20 protein-coding genes are annotated in these 24,113 nt (G+C 58.1%); 9 read left to right on the forward strand and 11 right to left on the reverse strand.

The features are described from left to right. Positions 1-8: 8 nt before the first annotated feature. The 3 genes from ACR0J2_RS12825 (at position 9) to ACR0J2_RS12835 (ending at position 3,100) form a co-directional block, all read left to right on the forward strand. Positions 9-995, forward strand: a complete 987-nt coding sequence (locus tag ACR0J2_RS12825) for a tripartite tricarboxylate transporter substrate binding protein (protein ID WP_480812799.1) — start codon at positions 9-11, stop codon at positions 993-995. A 79-nt stretch (positions 996-1,074) separates the two neighbouring features. Next, positions 1,075-1,578: a tripartite tricarboxylate transporter TctB family protein gene (locus ACR0J2_RS12830; RefSeq protein WP_170611623.1), complete on the forward strand. Its 504-nt coding sequence runs from the start codon at positions 1,075-1,077 to the stop codon at positions 1,576-1,578. A 1-nt stretch (position 1,579) separates the two neighbouring features. Continuing rightward, positions 1,580-3,100: a tripartite tricarboxylate transporter permease gene (locus ACR0J2_RS12835; RefSeq protein ID WP_170679147.1), complete on the forward strand. Its 1,521-nt coding sequence runs from the start codon at positions 1,580-1,582 to the stop codon at positions 3,098-3,100. Positions 3,101-3,233: 133 nt separating this feature from the next. Here ACR0J2_RS12835 and ACR0J2_RS12840 read toward each other — a convergent pair whose 3' ends face one another. The 8 genes from ACR0J2_RS12840 to ACR0J2_RS12875 all read right to left on the reverse strand — a co-directional run bounded on the left by ACR0J2_RS12840 (position 3,234) and on the right by ACR0J2_RS12875 (position 11,955). Continuing rightward, positions 3,234-3,797 (reverse strand): TetR/AcrR family transcriptional regulator, encoded by a 564-nt coding sequence (locus ACR0J2_RS12840; RefSeq protein WP_480812800.1) that lies wholly within the window; start codon positions 3,795-3,797, stop codon positions 3,234-3,236. Between the two features lie 5 nt (positions 3,798-3,802). Next, positions 3,803-4,864: a flavin monoamine oxidase family protein gene (locus ACR0J2_RS12845; RefSeq protein WP_480812801.1), complete on the reverse strand. Its 1,062-nt coding sequence runs from the start codon at positions 4,862-4,864 to the stop codon at positions 3,803-3,805. Positions 4,865-4,867: 3 nt separating this feature from the next. Further along, positions 4,868-5,551 carry an SDR family NAD(P)-dependent oxidoreductase gene (locus tag ACR0J2_RS12850; protein WP_480812802.1) on the reverse strand — a complete coding sequence of 228 codons (684 nt, stop codon included), beginning with the start codon at positions 5,549-5,551 and terminating at the stop codon, positions 4,868-4,870. 3 nt (positions 5,552-5,554) lie between these two features. Then, positions 5,555-6,223 (reverse strand): cupin domain-containing protein, encoded by a 669-nt coding sequence (locus ACR0J2_RS12855; RefSeq protein WP_480812803.1) that lies wholly within the window; start codon positions 6,221-6,223, stop codon positions 5,555-5,557. A gap of 52 nt (positions 6,224-6,275) precedes the next feature. Continuing rightward, a complete protein-coding gene (locus ACR0J2_RS12860; RefSeq protein ID WP_480812804.1) occupies positions 6,276-6,596 on the reverse strand; it encodes a thioredoxin domain-containing protein in 321 nt (106 codons plus the stop codon). Positions 6,597-6,765: 169 nt separating this feature from the next. Beyond that, entirely contained in the window at positions 6,766-8,745 is a 1,980-nt protein-coding gene (locus ACR0J2_RS12865) for a bifunctional 2',3'-cyclic-nucleotide 2'-phosphodiesterase/3'-nucleotidase (protein ID WP_480812805.1), read from the reverse strand. A gap of 486 nt (positions 8,746-9,231) precedes the next feature. After that, positions 9,232-9,552, reverse strand: coding sequence for a C-type lectin-like domain-containing protein (locus ACR0J2_RS12870; protein WP_480812806.1), 321 nt, complete (start codon positions 9,550-9,552; stop codon positions 9,232-9,234). Positions 9,553-9,558: 6 nt separating this feature from the next. Continuing rightward, positions 9,559-11,955, reverse strand: coding sequence for a DUF2235 domain-containing protein (locus ACR0J2_RS12875; protein ID WP_480812807.1), 2,397 nt, complete (start codon positions 11,953-11,955; stop codon positions 9,559-9,561). 335 nt (positions 11,956-12,290) lie between these two features. On the opposite strand from ACR0J2_RS12875, the gene ACR0J2_RS12880 reads away from it, so the two are divergent. The 6 genes from ACR0J2_RS12880 to ACR0J2_RS12905 are packed head-to-tail and all read left to right on the forward strand — an operon-like array spanning position 12,291 to position 21,062. Continuing rightward, on the forward strand, positions 12,291-14,702 hold the full coding sequence (locus tag ACR0J2_RS12880; RefSeq protein WP_480812808.1) for a c-type cytochrome: 2,412 nt from the start codon (positions 12,291-12,293) through the stop codon (positions 14,700-14,702). A gap of 9 nt (positions 14,703-14,711) precedes the next feature. Next, the gene (locus ACR0J2_RS12885; RefSeq protein ID WP_480812809.1) at positions 14,712-16,568 is read left to right on the forward strand and encodes a GMC family oxidoreductase; all 1,857 of its coding nucleotides are present in this window, start codon (positions 14,712-14,714) and stop codon (positions 16,566-16,568) included. A gap of 13 nt (positions 16,569-16,581) precedes the next feature. Beyond that, positions 16,582-17,034, forward strand: a complete 453-nt coding sequence (locus ACR0J2_RS12890; RefSeq protein ID WP_170611651.1) for a hypothetical protein — start codon at positions 16,582-16,584, stop codon at positions 17,032-17,034. Between the two features lie 21 nt (positions 17,035-17,055). Further along, positions 17,056-18,357, forward strand: a complete 1,302-nt coding sequence (locus ACR0J2_RS12895) for a hypothetical protein (protein ID WP_480812810.1) — start codon at positions 17,056-17,058, stop codon at positions 18,355-18,357. Then, positions 18,354-19,853: a Dyp-type peroxidase gene (locus ACR0J2_RS12900; protein WP_480812811.1), complete on the forward strand. Its 1,500-nt coding sequence runs from the start codon at positions 18,354-18,356 to the stop codon at positions 19,851-19,853. The genes ACR0J2_RS12895 and ACR0J2_RS12900 overlap by 4 nt, the downstream gene beginning before the upstream one ends. 9 nt (positions 19,854-19,862) lie before the next feature. Beyond that, positions 19,863-21,062 carry a catalase family protein gene (locus ACR0J2_RS12905; RefSeq protein ID WP_480812812.1) on the forward strand — a complete coding sequence of 400 codons (1,200 nt, stop codon included), beginning with the start codon at positions 19,863-19,865 and terminating at the stop codon, positions 21,060-21,062. Between the two features lie 210 nt (positions 21,063-21,272). Here the strand turns inward: ACR0J2_RS12905 and ACR0J2_RS12910 are convergent, their stop codons facing one another. From ACR0J2_RS12910 to ACR0J2_RS12920, 3 genes are all read right to left on the reverse strand, one after another. Continuing rightward, the gene (locus ACR0J2_RS12910; protein WP_480812813.1) at positions 21,273-22,163 is read right to left on the reverse strand and encodes a LysR substrate-binding domain-containing protein; all 891 of its coding nucleotides are present in this window, start codon (positions 22,161-22,163) and stop codon (positions 21,273-21,275) included. Between the two features lie 156 nt (positions 22,164-22,319). Further along, positions 22,320-23,252, reverse strand: coding sequence for a M48 family metalloprotease (locus ACR0J2_RS12915; protein ID WP_480812814.1), 933 nt, complete (start codon positions 23,250-23,252; stop codon positions 22,320-22,322). Then, entirely contained in the window at positions 23,246-23,821 is a 576-nt protein-coding gene (locus tag ACR0J2_RS12920) for a hypothetical protein (protein ID WP_480812815.1), read from the reverse strand. The genes ACR0J2_RS12915 and ACR0J2_RS12920 overlap by 7 nt, the downstream gene beginning before the upstream one ends. Between the last annotated feature and the right edge of the window lie 292 nt (positions 23,822-24,113).

Consider the following 24,113-nt stretch of genomic DNA (forward strand, 5'->3'; position numbering starts at 1 on the left):
AGGAAATCATGGCAAAAATCAATCTAACCCGCAGGACATTTGCGGCTGCCGCCGTGGCGGCGGTTTCACTTGGCGCGCCGACACTGACGCACGCGGAACAAGTCGTTGAAAGTATCCACTTTCTGATCCCCGGCGGTGCCGGCGGCGGCTGGGATGGTACCGCGCGTGGTACTGGCGAGGCACTGACGGAATCGGGGCTGGTCGGATCGGCCAGCTACGAGAACATGTCTGGCGGCGGCGGTGGCAAGGCCATCGGTTATCTGATCGAAAACGCCGACAGCAACCACGGCACGCTTATGGTCAACTCGACCCCAATCGTGATTCGGTCGTTGACGGGCATCTTCCCGCAGAACTTCCGCGATCTGACCCTCGTGGCCGGGACCATCGGGGATTACGCGGCGCTTGTGGTCGCGGCCGATGGCCCGATTCAGGACCTGAACGGGTTGATCGAAGCCTTCAACGCCGACCCGAACGGCGTTGCCGTGGGTGGTGGTTCGGTACCTGGCGGTATGGATCATCTGGTCGCCGCCATGGTTTTTCAGGCAGCTGGTGCTGACCCTGTGGCCATGAAATACGTCCCCTATGACGGCGGCGGTGCGACCATGGCCGGTTTGCTGTCGGGTGAGGTACAGGCCGTATCGACGGGCTTCTCGGAAGCGGTGGAGTTGGCCAAGGCCGGTGAGGTGCGCATAATCGGCGTGACCTCGGACGAGCGTGTGGACGCTTATCCCGATGCTCCGACCATGAAAGAGCAGGGCAATGACACCACGTTCGTCAACTGGCGCGGGTTCTTTGCCGCACCCGGACTGCCGGAAGACAAGCTGGCGATGTATCAGGATGCGTTGACCAAAATGTACGACACGCCGGAATGGGTGGAAGTCCGCGATCGCAACGGTTGGGTCGATATCCACAACAACGGTGATGATTTCCGTACGTTCCTGGAGCAGCAGGAACAGGAAATCGGCGACCTGATGAAGAAGCTGGGCTTCCTCTGACGCGGTCTGCGATATCCTGAAAAACGGGTGCCCGGCTGTGTGCCGGACACCTCAAACAAAAAAAGGGGAGGGGATGGAAATGGCACTGGATCGCTGGATTGCACTTGTCATTCTTCTGATCTGTCTGGCCTATGGCTATACCGCCTATTTCACCATGGACGACCTGTTGCCGCCAATCATGCGGCGCAGCCCGATCTGGCCGTCGAGCTTTCCCAAGGTGTTGGCCATAGGTGCTATTCTGATGTCGGTGTCCATTATTCTGGGGTTGGAAAAAACACCTGAGAAACAAGATGCGGCGGACATCAATCTGGCGAAGCTGCATGAATACAAGTTGGGTCAGGCGTTGCTGCTGGTGGCCTTGATGGTCGGTTATGCGCTGCTGCTGCGTCCGCTTGGATTTCTGGTCTCGACCTTCCTCTTTCTCACGGTGGGAAGCTTCATTCTCGGCGAGCGCCGGTACGTGCTGATGGTCATTGTCAGTGCCATTGCCGCCGGGGTGGTCTGGTATCTGGTGGAAGTGATACTTGGCATTTTCCTCAGCCCGTTTCCCGGATTTCTGAACGCGATGGCAAACGGAGGCTGACATGCTTGAAGGACTCATGATGGGCCTCGCGACGGCCTTTACGTTCACAAACATTCTGATGGTGATCGGCGGCTGCCTGATCGGTACGTTCATTGGCATGTTGCCGGGTCTAGGACCGATGTCGATCATTGCGATCATGATCCCGATCGCGATTACCATCGGCGACCCGTCGGCCGCATTGATCCTGCTGGCTGGCGTCTACTACGGTGCTGTCTTCGGAGGATCGACATCATCGATCCTGATCAACGCGCCAGGGGTGGCCTCGACAGTTGCAACCAGTTTCGACGGCTACCCGCTGGCCCGTTCAGGGCAGGCTGGCAAGGCGCTGACCGTGGCCGCAATCTCGTCCTTTGCCGGGGGCACGATCGGGGCGGTGCTGCTGATGGTCTTTGCGCCGGCTCTGGCATCGGTGGCACTGCTGTTTCATTCCTCGGAATATTTCGCGCTGATGGTCGTCGGTCTTTCGGCCATTGCCGCCTTTGCCGGAACGGGGCAGGTCAGCAAAGCGCTGTTGATGACCTTCCTGGGTCTGATTATGGCGACGGTGGGCGAAGGTGTGCTGTTCAACGCGCCGCGCTTCACCATGGGCATCATGGACCTGCAGTCCGGATTTGGTTTCATTACGCTGGCCATGGCAATGTTTGCCCTGCCGGAAGCAATCTACCTTGTTCTGGATCCCAACCGGTCGAAAACCGGGGATGGCGATAGTGGTGAAATCACGAACCTGAGAATTGACCGCAGCGAGGCGAGAAAGATAGCCCCGGTCATCGGACGCCAGTCCATTCAAGGGTTCTTCATCGGCGTTTTGCCGGGGGCCGGGGCGACGATTGCCTCTTTCCTTGGCTATGCGGTGGAACGCAACATCGCGCCGAAGGAAGAACAGGAGCGCTTTGGCAAGGGCGAGATCAAGGGTATCGCCGCGCCGGAAAGCGCAAACAACGCCGCCTGTACCGGGTCGTTTGTGCCGCTTCTGACGCTGGGCATTCCCGGGTCGGGTACCACAGCGATCCTTCTTGGGGCATTGATTGCGCTGAATGTCAGCCCCGGACCGCGCCTGATGATCGACGAGCCGCAGATTTTCTGGGCAGTCATCATTTCGATGTATCTTGGAAATCTGGTGCTGCTGATCCTGAACCTGCCGCTGATCCCTTATATCGCCAAGGTACTGGCCGTTCCGCGCAACTTCCTGATCCCGTTCATTTTGTTCTTCACGCTCATGGGGGCGTATATCGGGCAGAACAATGCGACCGAATTGCTGATCCTGGTCGGCTTTGGTGTTTGCGCGACGATCCTGCGCTTTGCCGATTATCCTCTGGCACCTCTGTTGATCGGGTTCATTCTTGGACCCTTGCTTGAGAACAACTTCTCGCGCGCGATGCAGCTTTATGATGGCATGAGTTTTATCTGGCAGCGGCCGATGACTTTGGGTCTTCTGGTTCTCGCCGTGCTTCTGGTGTTGCTGCCTAGCTTCCGCCGCCGGCGCGCGCGCGCGCGGGCCGAAGGGGTCGCGGATGGTGACTGAGTTTCAAGCGTTTGTTTGGCCTGCGGGCCAAACAATACGTCGTTGCTAGTTTGGATCACCGGCAGTGGACGACCGCATCTGGGTGGTTTGATTGAAGCGTTGCCGCGCCCACGTGATCAGGATCAGGCCCGTGTCAGCATCTGGACTGTAGTATTGCCACTGCGTCATCAAAGGTTTGCAGGCTTTCCTCGGCCCGCGCGGCCAGGTGGGCGCCTTCCAGCAAGGCCAATGCGGCACGCGCTTCCGCCCCTGGTTCACCAACGCCCGAGATCGACCCATCTGCCTTGCCCAAAGTAAAGACCCCTTCGATCCACAAAACCATCATGCTGCGGAATTCGCGAATTTTATCAGTGACTTCATGTGAAAGGCTTTCCCGGCTGCTGATCAACGAGACACACAGGCACAGGGTTTTTCCGCCATTCAATGCTGTGCGATAGAGCGCGATCAACGCGCTTATCCGCTCGCCCGCCGCGTCATACAGCCGCTCAATCTCGGCACAGCGGCCGGACAGGTCGCTGTGGTAGCGGACCATCAACGAAATCGTCAGCGCGTCTTTGGTAGGGAAATGGTAATGGATCGAGGCTTTGCGGATGCCCACCTCTTTGGCAAGGTCAGCGTAGCTGAACCCGTCAAACCCTTTGCTGCGGGCGGCACGCTCGGCAGAATTCAGCAGAGCCGTCTTTGTATCTGTTTCCATGGCGTCTAAACCCTTTCCCTACGCACCAAAGCCGCTGCGGTTTCTGCCGCTTCCAGCGCGCCTTCAAGATATCCCCCGAATTGCGCGGCTGTTTCCGTGCCGCTGAAAATGATCCGATCCCTCCAGACGCCCCGCATGGCTTGCGGCAATCCGAATCGCGGATGCGTGTACAGAGGTTGCAAGTCCAGGTCGGTAGAGGTGAAGGGGTCGAATGCCCAATCTTTGATGTAAAGCGCATTTGGATTTGCCGCCGTTGAGCCAAACAGGCGCACCAGTTGTGCAAGAACCTGCTGGCGCAACGTCTGTTCATCCGCGCGCATGTGTGGTGGAACGCCAATAAAGCCAAACAGCGCATAAGTACGGCCTTCGGCGGGCGAAGCGTCGTGTATTTCCACCAACGGCCCGCGCCTGCTCATGGCGTCGCCTGATAGTCCCGCCTCGCGCCAAAAGGGCGTGTCGTACACGGCAATCGCCTTTGCCTGTCCAGCCATCCAGGTCGCGACCTCGCGCATGGAGGAGCGAGTTTGCTCGGGTAAAGGTGGATTATAGGTCAGCTCAGCCGCGACGCGCGGGGGCAACGCAAGAACCGCACGCTGTGCGCTGATCTGCTGACCCGATTGCGTGGTGGCCAGCACTCCGTTTTCGGATTGCGTCAGCGCGGTGATCCGGGTGGACAGGTGGATCATTCCGGCAGGCACTCGGGCTGCCAGTGCATCGATCAAGGCGGCAAGGCCGCCTTTCAGGCGAAATGACCCTTCCATCGATGAAAATCCCCGGCCGCGCTCGACACGGCCATGCTCATCCTCGAAACTCAGCGCGCCGGTGCTGAATTGTTCGAACCGGTCCAATCCAAGCTGGCCGATCAGCGCTGCAATCCGGGGCTGACCGGGCCAGAACCAAGACGGGCCCAGGTCGAAATAGCCGTCGCCCTGCGCTTCGGTCAGGATGCGCCCGCCCAGACGGGCGCGTGCCTCGGCCACCAGAACGTCCTGCCCCTGATCCATCAGTTGTGTCGCCAGGCTGAGACCCGAAAGCCCTGCACCAATGATAAGCGTATCCGTGCGCATGCCTCAGAACGCCTCACTCAAGGGGCGCAGGTCCAGCTCATGGGTCCAGGTCGAACGCGGCTGCTGCGCCAGTTGCCAATAGGCCTGCGCGATGTCTTCAGGCTTCATCATCTTGGTAGGATCCAGACTGTGGCGATCGCGCGACCGGGCTGTATCAATGATGCCGTCCAGAAGGACATGCGCGACGTGAATACCCGCCGGCTGGTATTCGCGCGCCAGCGATTGTGTCAGTCCGCGCAGGGCAAACTTGGCCGAGGCAAAAGCCGAAAAACGGGCCCCGCCGCGCCGCGAGGCGGTTGCCCCCGATACGATCAGGGCACCGCCGCCACCACGGACCATCGGCTGCATCACCGATTGCGCCAGCACGACCAGGGTTTGTACCATCGAGGTCCATGTGCGCTGAAAGTCATCCAGCGACGTTTCTGCGAAAGGCGCGACTACAAGCTCTGCGGTGTTGTGCACGACAATCTTTGGCGGCCCGTGTTCCGCGATCAGGTCTGCAATGATTGGTGCGGTCAAGTCCGGGTTGGACAGATCGACCTTGTGAAACGCGCCGACGGGGTTTTCCGGACGGCTACGGCCAAGACCAACCGCCTCTATGCCTTCGGCCTGAAAACGCGACACCAGGGATTGGCCAAGGCCAGCTCCCGCTCCGGCGACAAGCGCCAAGGGTTTTTGCTGGGTCATCGGTTACACCGCTGGTGGCCGGGCAAACGGCAAATGACCGGTCTTCATCCAGATTTTGGCGCCACTAGGCCCTGCAACGGCTGACAGGCTTTGACCTTCGGGCAGGCGCAGCCAGTCGTTCCTGACCAGTTCATCCCCGCTTTCTGTGACCGAGCCGTCGATGATCAGAACCTCGATGCCTCCTGTGGCATCCGACGTCAGCGTCGCGCCCGCATCAATATGGCTATAGGTGACAACCTCGCGCTTGTCTTTGTGCAGGACCGCCGTGGCGACGCCGTTTTCCGGCGCGGCCAGCTCATCCGCCATTGTCTTGCGGAACTGGTTGCGGTCCTCCATGTCGAATTGCCAGAGTTTGACAAAGATGGTGCACCCGGGCTCCGACCCTGGCGTATGTTGCGTGGTCGGGGGGTTGCGAACGTAGGTGCCTTCGGGAAAGTCGCCGTGTTCGTCCTGAAACACGCCATCAAGAACGATGAACTCCTCGCCCCCGGTATGAGTGTGGGCGGAAAAATGACTGCCCGGCGCGTAGCGCACGATTGTGGTCGCGCGTGCCACCTCGTCTCCGATCCGGTCCAGCATCCGGCGCTCTACACCCTTCATGGGCGAGGCTTGCCACGCAAGCTGGTCGGAGTGAACTACAACGCGATCTGAGAAGTCCGAGTTTATTTCCATTGGTCCAATTCCCTCTGCGATTTGTGATGCCGACGACACGGAGATCAACCCGCTACAGGCGGGCGGTTCGAATGTTTGGCGCGCCAAGACTGCAGGTTTTCAATCTTTCGGAAATGTCTACCTTTGCAAAATCGGCCAAGGCCGCGCCGATAAATTCGGTGATCGCATGGCATTGCGAGATGTATGTGCCACCCGCCAGTTCCGGGCAGGGTACCACGGCCTCGGGGTTCCTGGCCTTGAACGCCTTCGTGCAATGCTCGCCGCCCATCATATCCACGGGGACGAATTCAACCTTGTCCTTGGCCCGTTTATCAGCAAGCGCGATACAGGCACAGGCAGGATTTGGGAAACCTTCAACGTCATAGAATTTCATGCGGCATGTCCCTTTGGGTGGATCAATCAACAAATAACTACCTATCAGTAGGTAGAGAAAAGTCAAGGCACGCCCTCACACAGGCAGCTGTTACCGAAGAGACAGAGCGGGCTTCGAGATTAAACAAAGGGCGACCCATCGGCCGCCCTTGAGATTGAACTGTTGCGCATCAAAGCTTGATACGGAACGCCGCGAAGCCGTCGGCGCCGTCGCCGGCGTCTTCAATGCTTACACCTTTGACATCGTTCATATAATCACGAGCCTTGGGCCCGGTTTCGAACAGGACGGTGGTCCCCTCCAGCGGGGCAAACGACCAGTTGGCGTCTGCCTTGGGGTCGATTGTTCCCTGCTCGACGATATAGCGAACGATCACATCACGGTTTGTATCAGGGGCCTCGAAAACAACCGTGTCCCCCAAGGCGCCCGGGAAGGATCCACCGCCCGAGGCGCGGTAGTTGTTGGTGGCGATGATGAACTCCATGTCGTCTGTCACGGGCTCGCCGTTGAACTGAAGGTTCACAATCCGAGCAGCGTCGGGATTGACCTCTTCCCCCTTGGGACCAAAGCGTGAGGGTTGAGACAGGTCGATCTGATAGGTCACGCCGTCCATGACGTCGAAGTTGTAGGACGGGAAGCTTGGGTCCAGCAGGATCGCGTCCTTGGAACCGGGCTCGATCTGATTGAACATGCCTGCCGACCGTTCCAGCCAACCGCGCACCTGCGCCCCGTTGACCCGCACGGCCCGCACGGTGTTGGGGTACAGATACAGGTCTGCCACGTTCTTGATTGCGACATCACCAACCGGGACATCGGTGTAGTAATCTGGTCCACCCCGACCCCCGGCCTTGAAGGGTGCCGCTGCCGACAGGATCGGCAGCCCTTCGTGCTCGGTCCCTTTCAACATCTGATCAATATACCATTTCTGCGCGATCGAGACGATCTGGACCGAAGGGTCATCCGCCACAAGTGCAAAATAACTGTGCAGCGGTGCTGAGGTTTTGCCCACCGCGCGGCGGACATAGGCCAGCGTCTCTTCATGTTCTACGGCAACCGAATCCAGCACTTTCTGATCGTCACCGACAAGAGCCGTGATCGAGCGGTCTTCGTTCCGCTTCGAGATCGGGCGCGCTTCGGAGGTGGTGGTGACGACACGCCATTCGGATCCGTCGCGTTCCAGCAGCAGGTCCAAAATGCCCAGATGCGAGCCCCAAAATCCGCCCATGACGGCTGGTTTTCCCATCAGCGTGCCTTTCTCGACATCGATACCGGGGCGATCCGCAAAGGTCGGTGACGGGAAGACCAGGTGATTGTGCCCGGTCACAAGTGCGTCGATCCCGTCAACCCCCGCCAGTGCGACCGAGGCGTTTTCCATACCGTCAGTATGGTCGGCTTCGCCAATCCCCGAATGCGATAGGGCGATAATCAGATCGCAGCCCTGTTCCTGCATTTCAGGGACATAGGCTTTGGCGGTTTCGACGATGTCGCGCGTCTCGACATTGCCATCCAGATGCTTGCGGTCCCAGTTCATGATCTGCGGCGGGGTAAAGCCGATGACGCCGATCTTGATCGGGTGTTTGGTGCCGTCGCCCATCTCAATCTCGCGGTCGAGGATGGTGTACGGCTGAACCAACGTCTTGTCCCCGAGCGGGCCGGCACCCTTTTCCTTGGCCACGTTGGCCAGAACAACCGGGAATTCCGCGCCTGCAAGTGCTTTCTCCAAAAAGCTCAGGCCGTAGTTGAATTCGTGGTTGCCTAAGGTGGCCGCGTCATAGCCGACGGTGTTGAACGCCGTTATGATCGGATGGCTGTCGCCCTCGTTCATTCCACGCTCATAAGCGATGTAGTCGCCCATGGGGTTACCTTGGAGAAAATCGCCATTGTCGACCAGGAGGGAGTTCGTGGCTTCTGACCGAATCTGATTGATGATCGAAGCGGTGCGCGACAGACCCACCGTGTCGCGGGGCTTATCGGCATAGTAATCATATGGGAACACGTGGACGTGAATATCCGTGGTTTCCATAATCCGCAGGTGCGCCTGATTTCCACTTGCCGCTGCCGAGTAGGGATGCAGCACGACAAGCGCTGCGCCAGCCGTGGTCGTGGCAAGAAACTGACGGCGAGAAAGGGCCGTTGCGTTTTTCATAGTCATGGGACACCTGTTGGGTTCGTGTTTCGAAGGTCTTCTGCAAGGTATTGGCGACAGTCATGTGACAGCAGCCAGGGTCAGTTGGAAATTGTCAGAGCTAAAGGCTGGAAACCTCCAGACAGCTTAATGCATAAAATTACGTTTGTGGGATGTAGAATCGACTGCCACCGATCCGTGCTCAACTTTTTCTCTTCGGCAATCTGCCCTGGATCCAGAAACTCCGATGCGAACGCACAATGCGACGTGTTGCCTGTTGATTTTCGTTGAGAGGGAGAACTGGCAAGTCAGCCGTGAGAACCATCCGTCCGTTTCCCGAGCGAAATCGCGCCTGAGGTTTCAAAGACGGGCGCGGTAGCAGAACTGAAGTCGCCCCAATGGTTGGGCTTCTGGAGCGAATTTCTGTGCGCTATGACGATCTCGGAATTTAGTCCATACCGTCAATGTTCCCTGAGACAGAAAACCGGTTTCTGCTGAAAAAACTCCAACTCTTCACTTCTGGATCGAGGAACCTTCGAATTCGACCAGATACCCTCGCGCGGTCGAGACATGCCGGGCATCATCCCATTTGATCCCGGGCTGGTCTGAAAACTGGCGAAATCTTCCGAAATGCCCGTTTCCGTCATAGTTGTCGGGCTGGTGCCAGAACCAGTTTGTAAAGGCAACGGGTTCTGGGTAACTCAGTTGGGACTTTGCCTTTCGCGGCTGATTGCACTGCACCCAGGCACTAGCGACAGTCTTGATTGCTGCACTTCTGCAAAAGCGGAGGGAGCGCATGTTGACGGTCAGAGCTTTGAAACAGTTCCGCTGCATCACGAGTTATAGCGGCGGTTTCTCTGCAAGGATGCTGACACGGGCGGAGCCACCGTTGTTTGCATAGAAACCGTCAAAGGGCCAGATGATCGCGTCGTTCACGTACAGAAACAGCGGTCCGCTTCTCTCTGCCCGGACACGCGTCGTCATCGCCTTGGGTGCATCAATCGGATCGCATTTGTGGCCGTCTTCGGCGGCCATGTCATCAAAGCACGAAATGAACGCCGTGGTTTTGTCTGTGTAGTCAAAAAGCGGTAAAATCGATTGACCCTTCGCCCCGATTTGCGCGATCGGTTGAAACCAGTTCGCGCTCGAACGTCTTATCAGGCTGCCCAGTACATACACCCGTTTGTTGGTCTGGAACCCGGACATCGGAACGCGTGCGCTTCTGTCGGTGAATGGCTCTGTTTCCTCGAGCCTGATCCAGTATGTTTGCCCTTTGACAAGATCGACACCAGTCGGCCAGCAGACAGATTGGGGCGAGAATTCATCTTGCAGAACAAAAGTGCTTCCCGGTTCGATCACGTGTCCGGGGCCAGTGTCTGGGCACAGACTGCCGCTGACGGTGGTGAACATTAGGCTAAAAACATGCACAAGCTTGAACACGCCGAGCAAGATCAACACAGCCAAGACGACCTGCACCAGCTTGGGGCCCAGAAATGCATAAGCCGCATTCAGTGTTCGGCTGGACTGCAGCAAATTGCCCGTTCGAACCAGAAACCGGTCTGTCGGTTTTTGCAGATTGGTTTTGCGATCCGAGGTCCAGGCCTGACGGGCGGTATCCTTTATCCGGTCCCGAAGCGCCGCGCCTGACAGAAACAGCGCCACAATTGCCACGATGAGCGGTATCGAAAGCACTGGATGCTTCCACAGAGACTGTATCCAGGGCTGAACGATGCCGGGTGCGACGGACGATATAGCGTCGGGCAGCACGACGCCATCTGACCCGACCGGCGGTCGGCCGGGCTGCAACATGGCCCGGACGGGCTCGCCCGCCCATGGCAGGACCAATGCGAACAAAAGCAGGCTGATGAACGAGATATTTGCGATCCTGCGCCACAAGACCAGTGCCTTGACCTGCTCGGCAACTTCCGCGCTGTGGTGCAGTGAAACCTGTTGTGGTTGATCGTGCGGCTGGAAATCGTCGTTCATCATCACTGGCGCATAGCCATCCCGGCCAGTCAGGATCTTTTGGACGACCGAGCTGTGCACAACAGGCTTGCCACCAAATGCCTCACCACTTTCAACGGGTCGGGGCGTGTAGCGGTAGGCCGATTTCAATCCGCTGCGTGAATCGTGAATCAACGCGTTTTTCGAGCGCCGGCTGTCAAGTTCGTGGACCTTTTCGTCAATGAAGATCAGGCCATCCTTTCTGGCTTCCTCAATCATCCAGATCAGCGGCTCAAGCGAAGCTTCATCGTCGGGATACCCGCCACCAATGTCGGCGTGGACACCGGCAAACCAAACCTCCTTGATCCTTGGCCCGTCCTTCTGATTGCCTGAGCCCTTGAGATCGAGCTGTGGAGTCTGATCAAATCGCAGCGGGTGATAGGTGCGTCTCTCATCATCAAGGGACAGGGCGTGGCAGACATGTTCTACGACCGGGCTGCACACACGGTTGCGAAAACTGATGGGCCAAATCCAGAAATCGAACACCGCGCGCAGCTCTTCCAGCGGCACTCCATAAGCTTCGACCGTATCAAACAGGCCCAGGAACCTGATTTTGATCTGACCGGCGCAACGTTCTGGTTGCTCGGTTTGCAGAATCTCAGTCACCTGGACATGTTTCTTCTGTCTGCTGATGGTCCGTTTTGCCCATACGCAAGCATCCCGGATGAAGCGCCCGATCGAGACGGTCGGGCTCATGCGAACTTTGCCTGTGCGAGGATCGCGAAATGGTGCGGTCTGCCGTCTGTAGGCACGCCACGCGCCTTTCGAGTTGCGATGCATTTCCGCGACGGACACGGTGGTCCCGTCGACTTCCCGGGGCATCAACCCTTGGGAACTGATAAGTCCAGCCAGCGTACGCACGGTAAAAGCGCCGCGGCTGAAGCCGAACATCCAGATTTCGTCACCGGGTTCCCAGTTCCAGCACAGGAATCGATACAGCTTTTGCACGTTGCCCGGCACGCCCAGCCCCGTGGCACCGTCAAACAAGCGCACCAGTCCAATCGATGACGTTCCGACACCCGGGATATAGCGCGCCAGTTGCGGGCTGGACTTCAGGGGACTAAGCCCGCGTTTGTCGATGGCCTCATAAAGCCGCCAGATGTTCGATGCCTGACCACCGAATGCGTTGCCTGTACCGTCAGCGAACACAATGAGCCGCTTGTTCGGTCGTGTGCGCGGTTTGCGCCCTTCAGGAAGGCCCGCCGCCGTCTTTGTGTCTTTATGGTCATCCATAACGCACCTTCGGACTAATCAATTCCCTCGCGCACCGGTGGCCAGAAGGAGGCAGTAGGCTCATCGGTGAAAAATTTTCATGTCATTAAGACTTTGAAATAAAACATTAAAAGCCTCGTCCGGTTTGCTGGTCAGACGACCGGAACACACTGTCATACGGTCCCACAAACTGGTCACCAAAACGCGTCAGCCGCAAAAACCAGCCCTTCGATCCAGGCGCAAATACCCGGCTTTCCCTTCATGGTTGCAATAAATTCGATTCGGACCAACACTGATATGACAGTACCAACTGAGAGGTTGATGCCAATTTCTAGCTGAAGATTGGAGTTTGCCTGATGTTTTGTCGCATTATTTCGCTGACTTTTCCGGTCGCATTTCTGCCCGTTGCCGCCCTGGCGCAGCTTTTTTCAGGCCCGCTTGACGAGGCAATGCTGGTCGGGCGAGACGAGACGTCTTTTCCGCCTGCGGATGAGGACTATTTCGCCGAGATTGACAACGGCATTCCGCTTGGCCCGGATGAAATCAAGGGTCGCAACATGTGGATGGTCTGGACCGGCGGCAACGATTTGCTTTGGGATCGCCTGACGCGCGACACGTTCGGTCAATTTGATCTTCTCAAGACCCTGTCTTCGCATCCTGATCTGCCAGCGCAACGCGCCAATCGGTTCGAATATCTGGGTCTGATAAACGAACCGTGTTTCGATCAGGCGACTGGCCCGGATCCCGAACGCTATGGGCTCTGGCTGGACAAACGGCGTGACAATTGTGCCGCCGACCCCTTTGACAACGCCGAAAAATATCCGGGCGTTGAAATCGGTGCGCGGGGCCGCAACATGCCTGTCGGCTCATATTACGGTGAACCAACAGGCGTTCTGGGTCTTCGGTTATTCCCCAACCCGGATTTCGACGAACGCGCTGAGCGGCGTTGGGATCCCGAGCGTTTCTACAACGACCCCGATTACTATTTCGACAAGGATCTGGTCCGGCCTTATCGCGTTGGCATGTCTTGCGCTTTCTGCCATGTCGGTCCAAGCCCGATCGACCCGCCAGAGGACCCCGAAAACCCCGAGATGCGAAATCTCAACGCGACGGTGGGCGCCCAGTATTTCTGGTTCGACAGGGTGTTCGCGTGGAAGCCGGACGACCGGCAGTACATGGTCCAGTTGATTCACACAGCGCGGCCCGGATCGCTTGATACGTCGCTGGTGTCGCCTGACTACATCAACAACCCGCGCACAATGAACGCGATCTATCTGCTGGAGGAACGTCTGCGTGTAGCGGAAAGTCTGGGCGAGGAACGCTTGACCGGGGGCGAGCGCGACAACATGCAGTTTCAGGATTTCGTGGATCAGGGCCCGCTGACACAGCTTTTTGAGCCGCCCGATATCAGCTTCAGCCCGCGCGTCCTGAAGGACGGCGCGGATTCGGTTGGCGCGCTTGGGGCGCTAAACCGGGTTTATCTCAATATAGGTCTTTTCAGTGAAGAATGGACGCGGCACTTCAACCCGATTGTCGGAGGCCGCACGATCACGCCCATCGAGATTGAAACCGCGCAGAAGAATTCGGCCTATTGGCGCGCGACGGAACTGCAGTCTCCGCTGACTGCGCTCTATTTCCTCAAGGCCGGACGTCCGGACTACCTGGCTGACGCGCCGGGCGGGGCAGAGCACCTGACCGAAGATGACGAGACGGTGAACCGGGGCAAGACGCTGTTTGCCGAAAACTGCGCCCGCTGCCATTCCTCCAAGTTGCCCGAAACGGCCTTTGCGGCCATGCCAGGCGGATGTTCGGGGCCGGGATACCTGCAGTGCTGGTCGAACTACTGGGAGCTAACCAAGACGGATCAATTCAAGGCAGAGATGACCGAAATCGTCAATGCCGACGATTTTCTGGAAAATAACTATCTGTCTAATGAGATGCGGATTCCGGTCACGCTACTTGAGACAAACGCCTGCAGCCCGCTGGCGACAAACGCCATCGAGGGTAACATCTGGGACAATTTTTCGTCTTCGACCTACAAGGCGCTGCCGTCGGTCGGCGAGATCGAGGTGCACCATCCGGTGACCGGCGAACCCTACATGTACGAAATGCCTGCAGGCGGCCGTGGTTACACGCGTGTACCTTCGCTGATCAGTCTCTGGTCGACGGCGCCGTATCTGTTGAACAACACGGTGGGCTATTATGAACCCGACCCGTCGGTCGCAGCCAGGATGCGCACCTTCGACGATGGTATTCGCAAGATGCTGTGGCCGGAACGCCGGCTGCGTGACAGTGAACTGGGCGACAAGGTGCCCGGGCTAATCGATCGCACGACCGAGCAAAGCTACCTGATGATCCCGCGTGGTTTCCAGCCCGACTTCCTGGTGCGCCTGTTCGAACCCTTCCGGGACGAACTGCCCTGGCTTTTCAGCGAAAACGGCGACATCGAACTGGGCCCGATCCCCGCGGGGACACCGATCAACCTGCTTGCCAATCTCAACATACGGCTGGACAACGCCGACTTGTTGGAACGGATCGAGCATGATTTCAGGCTCGCCCGGCTTGTCATCATGATCAAGCGGAACCTGAAGGATTTGCCCGACAATGCCAGCAATACTCAGGTGCGGGCCATGTTCGCTGATCTGGTCGAACCGCTTCTCGAACTCAGCAAATGCCCCGACTTCGTCGTCAATCGTGGTCATTATTTCGGAACCCGGCTGACGGATCCGCAGAAGGAGGATCTGATCGCCTACCTCAAACGTTTCTGAGGTATGAGCGTGGACGCGCCCATTTATGACTATGTCGTCGTCGGCTCGGGCGCGGGCGGCGGCACGGTTGCGGCCCGACTGGCCGAAGCGGGAATGCGCGTGCTTCTTCTGGAGGCAGGTGGCGATCCCCGTTCCGCACAAGGCGGAGTGCGGGGATTGGGCGCGGAAAACCGGTTGCCCGATGACTATGACGTGCCGGCATTTCATCCCTTCGCCACCGAGAATGAAGCACTGCGCTGGGACTTTCATGTCAGCCACTATGCCGACCCGGCCCTCCAGGCGCGCGATCCAAAGGCGGGGCCGGATGGCGTACTGTACCCACGGGCGGGTACGCTGGGTGGCTGCACGGCACATAACGCAATGATATTCGTTTACCCGCACCACGATGACTGGCGCCACATCGAGAAGCTTACCGGCGACGCCGGTTGGTCGCCGAAAGCGATGCATCAGATTTTCCGCCGGATCGAAAACTGCCGCCATCGCCCGATGCAAAAGGCGTTGAATGCAATTGGCATCGACCGGACCGGCCACGGCTATCGCGGTTGGCTTTCGACGGAAAAGGCGATCCCGCGTGCGGCCCTGCGCGATGACGACATCATGGACATGCTGCGTGCATCCGTTCGCGAAATGCTGGGTGATGGAGACAAGGTATGGCGGCACCTGCGCTGGCAGCTCAAGAGTGCGGCAGATCCAAATGACCTTGACCGGATCGACGACAATGCCGAGGGCCTGGTTTACACGCCGCTTACCACGCAAAACGGACGGCGTATTGGCACACGAGAGCGGGTGCTCGAAACCGCACGGCGTTATCCGGATTGTCTGACGGTCGAGCTTGACGCACTTGCGACCCGGGTTCTGTTTGATGATCAGAATCGCGCGACCGGGATCGAATACCTCAAGGGAGAGCGGCTTTATCGTGCGCATGCAACCCCAAGCGACAGTCAGGGAATTCGACGGCGCGTGCAGGCTAAACACGAAGTTATTCTTGCGGGTGGCGCCTTCAACACTCCGCAATTGCTGATGCTGTCGGGAATTGGTCCGGCCGACGAACTGGCGCGGGCGGGTATTCCGCAACGCGTAGCGCTGGACGGCGTTGGTCGCAACCTGCAGGATCGCTACGAAGTTGCCGTCGTAAACCGCATGGCGGTGGATTGCTGGGAAAGCTTGACCGACTGCCGTTATGAATCCGGTGATCCGCTATGGCGGGAATGGCAGGACACCGGTAAGGGTCTGTATTCAACCAACGGAGCGGCGCTGGGCGTTATTCGGCGTTCGAGCCCGGACAAGAAGCTGCCTGATTTGTTCTGCATGGCATTGTTAGGGCGGTTCGCTGGCTACTACCCCGGCTATGCTGCTGATCTGGCGCGCAGCCGCAACCATCTGAGCTGGGCCGTCCTGAAGGCCCATACAGCAAATGCGACGGGGCGCGTGCGGCTGGCCTCGGCCGATCCGCGCGACCGGCCCCTCATCGAGTTCAACTACTTTAAGCAAGGCGGCGACGACGACCTGCAAGCGGTTGTCGAAGGGGTGAAATTTGTTCGCAACCTGACCGAGCCGCTGCGCCGCGACGGCCAGATCGAGGCCGAGGAAATTCCCGGCCCGGATGTCAAAACGGATACGGAAATCGCCCAGTTTGTACGTGACGAGTGTTGGGGGCATCACGCGTCGTGCAGTTGCGCCATCGGGCCGCCCGACAGCGGCGTGTTGGACAGCCGCCTGCGCGTACATGGTACAAAGGGGCTACGGGTAGCTGACGCCTCGGTCTTTCCGCGCATTCCGGGATTTTTCATCGCATCCTCTGTTTACATGGTCGGCGAAAAAGCCGCCCAGGACATTCTGGAGGATGCAAAACACGTCACTGTCTAGAAAGGGGGCCACTATGGCACATAGCATCGAGTCGCTCATGGATATGAGTCAGGAAGAACTGGACGAACTGTTTTCCAGCGTACCGGCCGGGGACATTCCCGACGGCGAAGCCGAAGGAACCGCCATTGTCGCCCCGGGCACGAAATTCACACCGCTGATCTCGCGCTTTATCAACAGTTTTGCCTGGCAAGGCAAAGTTTTCGACCAGTCGAAAGGGGTGCTGCGAAATCGGATCCTGCCGTTTGGGCTTAACGCCATACTGGCCAAGGTTTACAAGGACAAGAGCTGGCTCGATGGAAAGGAATGCATCGTGCTGGACTATTCCGACACTTCGCTTCTCGCACAATGGATCCGCGACGAAATCCGGGCCATCGGTCCTGGCCTCTATCTGGGTAAGGTCTATTGGGACGACAATCGCCTGATCGACTTCGCGCTGGATTTCAATGCTGACGCGATATCGTCCTAAATCTGGTAAACTGGCCCCGCCATGACACAGCAGAGCACCTTTCTGATTTTGGCCCCCATTGCGGAGGGACGCATCGAGGATTTGCGCGCGCTGCTGTCCGAGATGGTGCTTAAACCGGGGCTTGCGGATCCCAAGAACCCGATCGTGCCCTTCGCTGATTTCGATCGTTTGCACGTCGCGCGGTTCTTTCTTCCGCAAGTCGACACATGGCGGGACATTGAAGCTTATGGCGTCGAAGCGCGCGCCTTCCCGCCGCATCTGGCGTTTCTGGGCGATATGGACGGAGACCGGGACAGCTTTCTGGTTGAGATGGCAAATCACGCGGGCGAAGGGTTGAGTCGCATCTTTTCGCATTGCGAGGACTTCCGTGAAGGTACGGACCTGCGTGATTGGATGGCCCGGCACAATGTGGTCGAGGCCGCCAATTACGTAAACAGGCGCGGTCGCACGGTGCAGCAGATTCACGAGGAAGCCGCGCTTGCGCACGCTCTGAAATTGGAATTGCACGCGCTTATTGAGGCCCACGGGGCAAAAGATGCCATCCTGCTGCACGAGCGGTTGCAGGAATTTGTCTCGGCCGAACGGCGCGAAGGACGCCTGCGCCTGACGCCGAGGCGGTCACCTTCGTTACGGCGGGTTTTCATCGACTGGACCGAAAAATTCGGTGTGCCGTTGGTGCTCTTGGCGATATCGCCGCTCGTTCTGCTGGCCTCGCCGCTACTGATCTGGCGCCTACGACGACTGGAGCGTTCGGATCCTGAAATCCTGCCGCGCCCGGACGACACGCATATCGCCGCGATGGGCACTTATGAAGACCATGACGTCACCAACCCCTTTTCGGCGGTTGGCGATCTCAAGCCCGGTGGATTCCGGCGCGCAGTGACAACGGTTGCGCTGTATCTGTTGAATTACGCAGCAAGGCACATCTTCTCGCGTGGTTACCTCACCCGCGTTCAAACAATCCATTTCGCGCGTTGGGTTTATTTCGATGACAAGCGCCGTGTGATGTTCTGCAGCAATTACGATGGCGCATTGGAAAGCTACATGGACGATTTCGTCAACAAAGTTGCCTGGGGGCTCAACCTCGTGTTTTCGAACGGCGTGGGTTATCCCAGTACGCGGTTTCTGATCAAGGATGGGGCCGAGCAGGAGCACAAGTTCAAACGCTTCCTGCGGAACCGCCAGCAAGCCACACTGGTCTGGTACAAGGCCTATCCCGGTCTTACTGCCGTCGATCTCGACAGGCACTCGCAAATACGCGCCGGACTGGAACGGCGGCCGTCCGGGCTTCGCGCGCTGCGCAAATGGCTGGCCAAGATATGAGCAAAAACAGGGATATCCAGACCACACCGGTCGATTTCGCGGACATGCAGGGCTTGATCCGGTTTGGTCATGGCAAGCTGCCCGAGGCCGAGTTTCTGCTGCTGACCGTTTCGGATGCTCGGACCGCCCGGGATTGGCTGGCAACCGCACCCATAACGTCGGCCGAGTGGTTGGATACCCCGCCCGAGGTCGCGCTTCAGGTCGCGTTCACGGCTGGCGGATTGCGCGCACTCGGTTTGCCGGATGAGATTCTGGCGCAGTTTTCGCAGCCATTTCTGGCCGGGATGGCAGGTGAAGCCAGCCGCATCCGAAGGCTTGGTGATTCCGGTGGAAACGCGCCGGAAAACTGGATCTGGGAGGGTGGCAAAGTCCATGTGCTGCTGATGCTCTATGCGCGCGAGGGCGGGCTCGGCCCTTTCAAGTCGACAATTCTTGAACACGCATTTCACGATGCATTCGACATCATCCAAGAACTGCCGACGCGCCTGAATGACGGCATCGAGCCTTTCGGTTTTGCCGATGGCATCAGCGAGCCGAAAGTGGATTGGGACTGGAAAAGCCCCCCACCCAAGCATGGTCGAGAGACGTATTCCAATCTTATCGCACCCGGCGAGGTCGTTCTGGGCCATGTCAATGAATACAAGGAAGTCTCCTCCGGTCCGCTGATCACCGCCGAAGATGGATCAACGGCGCATGCCGGCGCGGCCTCGGGGGACAACAGCTTTGGACACAATGGCAGCTATCTGGTCATGCGCCAGCTTGAACAGGACGTGCCGGGGTTCTGGCGACATCTCGACTCGGTGGCGCATGGTGACGCCGCGCACCGCGAAGCGCTGGCAACGGCGATGGTGGGTCGCGCGCGGGACGGCACACCCCTGATAAAGGGCAGGCGCGAGATTGAGGGCGGGCGTCAGGGAAACAATTTCACCTACGAGGATGACATCGATGGCGTGGTCTGCCCGGTCGGTGCCCATATCAGGCGGGCCAATCCGAGAACCGGTGATCAGCCACCCGGTGTCACCAGCCGATGGGCCTGGATCACCAGCACGCTTGGGTTCCGCCGCAGGCGGGACAAGCTGCCGGGACGGCATGATCTGGTTGCGTCGACCCGCTTTCACCGGCTTGTCCGTCGCGGGCGCGCCTACGGGCCGCCACTGTCGCCTGAACAGGCGCTGTCAGACGAAGGGGCCGATCAAGAGGCAAGGGGGCTGCATTTTGTCTGCCTTTGCGCCGATATCACGCGCCAGTTCGAGTTTGTGCAGAACGCCTGGATGTCTTCACCTTCCTTCGATGGCTTGCACGGTGAGGCGGACCCGATTGTCGGAAGCCGCGAGCCCGTCGGCGGCGTGGCATCAGACAGTTTCAGTATCCAGCGTGCAACCGGTATCGCCGAGCGGTTGGACCACCTGCCGCAATTCGTAACCGTCAGGGGCGGCGGCTATTTCTTCCTGCCCGGCTTGCGCGCGTTACGCTTGCTCGCAGAACAGAAGGAATAGGAGATCCTCATGCGCGCTATCCTTCTTTTCATCCGCCGTTTTCTGCATTCACTGCTTCAGGTCGGGTTGCACTTCGAACGCAGGCTAGAGCCATTTTTCCGCCCGCAGCTAAACCGCCTGGTGCGCGCACCTGCGGCGCGCTTTCTTCAGCGTCTCAAGAACCGCAAGCGTCCGAACCTTGGGCTTGGCCTGGCCGAGGAGAAGATATTCGACTGGGAAGAGGAGGCGCTGCAGACAATCATCGACGAGATGCGCGAGCAGATGAACCTGCATTTTCAACCCGGTGCCTACGAACGCGGTGGCAATACCAAAACACACGGGCTGGTACGCGCGACCTTTACGGTGAATCCCGATTTGCCCGAAAACCTGCGTAAAGGCGTATTTGCAACCGAACGAAACTATCCGGCCTATATTCGCTTTGCCGGGCCCGGCCCGGATGTGCCTGAAGACATTCGGGATGTCGGGTTCGGGTCAATGTCAGTCAAGCTGATGGACGTGCCGGGGCCGAAGCTGATGGAGGAGGAGAAATTCACTCAGGACTGGCCCGCAGTCGTCACGCCGACATTCGTGACGCCGGACGTGCGCGAGAATGCCAAACTGCAATATTGGAGCACTATTGACGAGCCGATCTGGTATTTCCTGAACCCTAAGGATTCACACCTGATCGACTTCCTGATGCAGGGTCTGTGGAACGAGACCCAGTACAATCCGCTGGGCCAGCGCTACTTCAGTTGCGTGCCGTACCTTTTGGGCGAAGGGCAGGCAATGCTGTACTCTTACAAACCATTGACCGATGTGCCGATGACCATCCCCGGCGTTCCGTTCGGGCGCGTGCCGCCGAACTACTTACGGGACAACATGTCCCGCGCCCTGCGCGCAGGTCCAGCCGAATTTGAGATGCTGGTGCAGATCCAGACCGACCCGCACCTGATGCCGGTCGAGGATGCCTCGGTGCTGTGGCCCGAGGACAAATCGCCCTGGATACCCGTCGCGCGTATTCATATCCCGCAGCAGGAGTTTGATACTCCGGCCCAGATGTCTTTTGCGCGGAACTTGCGGATCAATCCCTGGCATTCGCTGGCCGACCACCGCCCGCTAGGCAACCAAAGCCGGGCGCGGCGGCGAATGTATCAGGAACTGGCAGTCTTTCGTCAGCAAATGAACAAGGCCGCCCACATCGAACCGGACGGATCGGAGACGTTTGAATGAAGGTCGTCTGTTAGCGGCACTGTCGATGAGCGCCTTATCGAACAAGCTTTGACCGGGAGTTTGCCTTGGAGACCAGGTTGGTTGGAACCCTGATGTCGGACGAGGAATACGTTCTTTGCTTTCCTTACTCAGGCGGTCCGAGCAGTGACCACCTTCCGAAAGGTCATCATTTCCGCAACCTGACCATGTCGCCGCCAATTGCAGCATGATCTAGGCTGAGTTTGCCTTCTGACGGGCGAGGTCCAGGAAGATCTTTGCAACCGCCGACAAAGGCTCGTTTTTGGACCAGAACAGGATGGCCTGAAAGCTAAGCGGCGCCGCAAAGGGCAGGGCAATGCACCCGGGCATCGATTTCAGGTAATCTCTGGACGATCCGACAATGGATACGCCCAGGCCGCGCGCGACCAGACGGCAGATTCCGTCCGTTGTCCGGGCTTCGTATTTCATTCGTCGCGTAACAGAATTGGCCTCAAAAAACCGATCCACTTCAAAGCGAAAGCGGGACAGGCCCATGTATGAGATAAAGCTTTCGTCCTGCAGATCGCGGACTTTGATGGCTTCCTTGGCCGCAAGCGGATGACCTTTGGGCAGCACGCAATAAACATCGTCGTCATACAGCTTCAGGCTTTCAAAGGACGGGTTTGACGGCGGGCTTGTCTTGATGCCGAAATCATAGTTCTGCGACACCAGCCACTCGACAGTGTCGTCATTGGCTTCGAATTCCATGCGCGCCATCGCTTCGGGGCAGGTTTCCGAAAATTCCTTGATAAGATCCGGTGCCAATTGTGACGCAAATGACGGGGTGGTAACCAGGCTGAGGCGTGCGTGGCCGAAATGACGGATCGCCGTCGCAGATTGCTTGATATGTTCCATGCCGCTGACGGCCTGGCGGACTTCGTTTACCAGTAGCCGCGCCTCTTCCGTCGGAACAAGCGCCCTGCCAGAGCGCTGAAAAAGGCTAAATCCAACTTCGGATTCCAGATCCGAGACAAGCCGGCTGACCGCAGGCTGCGAAATCCCCAACACCTCGGCGGCTTCGGTCACAGTTCCGGTTGAAATCACTGTCCGGAACGCATCGATTTGTTTGAACGTTATTTTCATATCCTACGTGTGCCACCATCAGATCTGTTTTCGCAAGGATATTCAAAACGATAATATCGACGTGGCGATGATGCAGGTTCCGGGATCGAACATCGCCCGCGAAACACGAGTAACGCAAACGGGATTTGTGCGGTCTGGCAAGGTTTTGATCCGAACCTATTGGTGGGGGCAGGCCTGACGCAGATTGGACAGCGGATAGTCGTTGAACATCGCCGGAGCCATCCAGGTCAGAAAAGTGTCATCGTCAATCAGATCGGCAAATGCGGACGTCATGACGCCAAGCTGCCGGACAAAGCCCGCTTCACGATCGGGGTTGGCCTCGCCATGGGCGAAATCGCCCGGGTTCTCGATCAACCGGTTCGCCATCGACCGGATGCGTTCCGCTGAAACCGGATGGGTGTTTTCGCGCCTTCCACGGTCACTGGCCGGGTCGTGCCACCATGCGGCCTGATAGTACCAGAATATTCCCATGGGGTTTCCACCCAACCGTGCGAAATGATCCAGTGCGAAACTGTCGGCTTCGGCTTCCTGTTGACGGCTTTCTGCGCCTTCAACACCGGCCTGATGATCCAGCAGAACATGCCCCAGTTCATGAACCAGAATGAACTGAATTGCCGAAGAATAAATTTTGCCGCTCAGGTCATAGGTGTAGTTGTCGGCAAAGAGCCGGTCACGATCCAGACCAAAAGCGACAAGCGGGGCCGGCAGAACCTCGCCCGCCCGTAGAAGTCCTGCGAGGTAGGTCTGAATGTATTCCGTCGGGCAGTCCTGGGATTCAAACCAGGCGTGAAGCGTCGCGATATCATCGAAAAACCGTAACGAGGTCAATGGAATGTAGATTTCGCCATTTGCGGGTGACGCATAGAATGACATGGGCCCCGGTCCGCGTTCCGGGAAAAACAGCTGCACGTCACTGGCGCGGTCTCGAAACTGATCAGGCAGGCGTGGCACGATGTCCTGCCACATGACGGATTGAATCGTGGGAATTGCGCGGTCGCGAACGCGCTGAAGATCGGCAGGACTGTAGACGACTTCGGCCGCAAGACTGCCGGTCATAAGGACGTAGATGAGAATAACCAGCCTCAACATCCCGTGTGCCTGCCTTCAAATACCTCAAGCGCCGCATCGGAAGGGCGAACGCCTTCTGATGGATTTTGCGCCCAGCGTTCGAATTGCACCGGATTGCCCCAATCGTCCTGCCAGACCTGTTTCATCAACGCCAGCTTGATGCCGGTCAGGTCGCTCTGTGCCGAAGGGCGAACGGTTGTCGAATCCGCAAGGCAGTTCAGGGTCCAGATCTGATGGCGAGCCTGCTGGCGCGCATAGGCGTTGATCTCGGACGCCGCAACTTGATGGGACTGCTCGCTCAGAGATCCTGTGAAACTGCTGGGGGCGCTGCCTGATGCTTCGGCAACTTGTTCTTCCGCAGCGCTCTGCGGTGCCGCGTCGGAATAGGAAATGGGATGCGAAAGACTGACCCACGCGTACAGTATCACCGCCAACAGCGCGAAAACCGGTGTGGACAGGGCCATTGACCCGGCAACACCCAGCGGGCCACTGTCAGTCACCGTAATTTTTTGAACGGTTTTCCAGAATCCGACAAGAACAACCAGAGCGACGACAATGACTATTGCGGTCAGCAGCAATCGTTCGGACATTCGGAAGGCAATTATGGGGTTTAAACCTTCAAACATGTCTAAATCCTTTGTCTTATTGTGAAATCATACCACAGCTCCCGCCCTTCTCAAAAACGCTCATGTTCCCCGGCTGCTGCGAACCGCGCCGAAACACAGGTCGAACATCAGCGAACGCAGTTTCTGGCGCTAAGATCTGCAGATCGGAATGGAACCAAGCATCTTGACGACGCATGTGCGATTGCCCGCTTCTTGTGTTCGAGCACTCGATTTAGAATACTCGGGAGGTCAAGTCTCCTAACCGACTTCTCTGAAT

Source organism: Ruegeria sp. CG4, assembly GCF_056537185.1.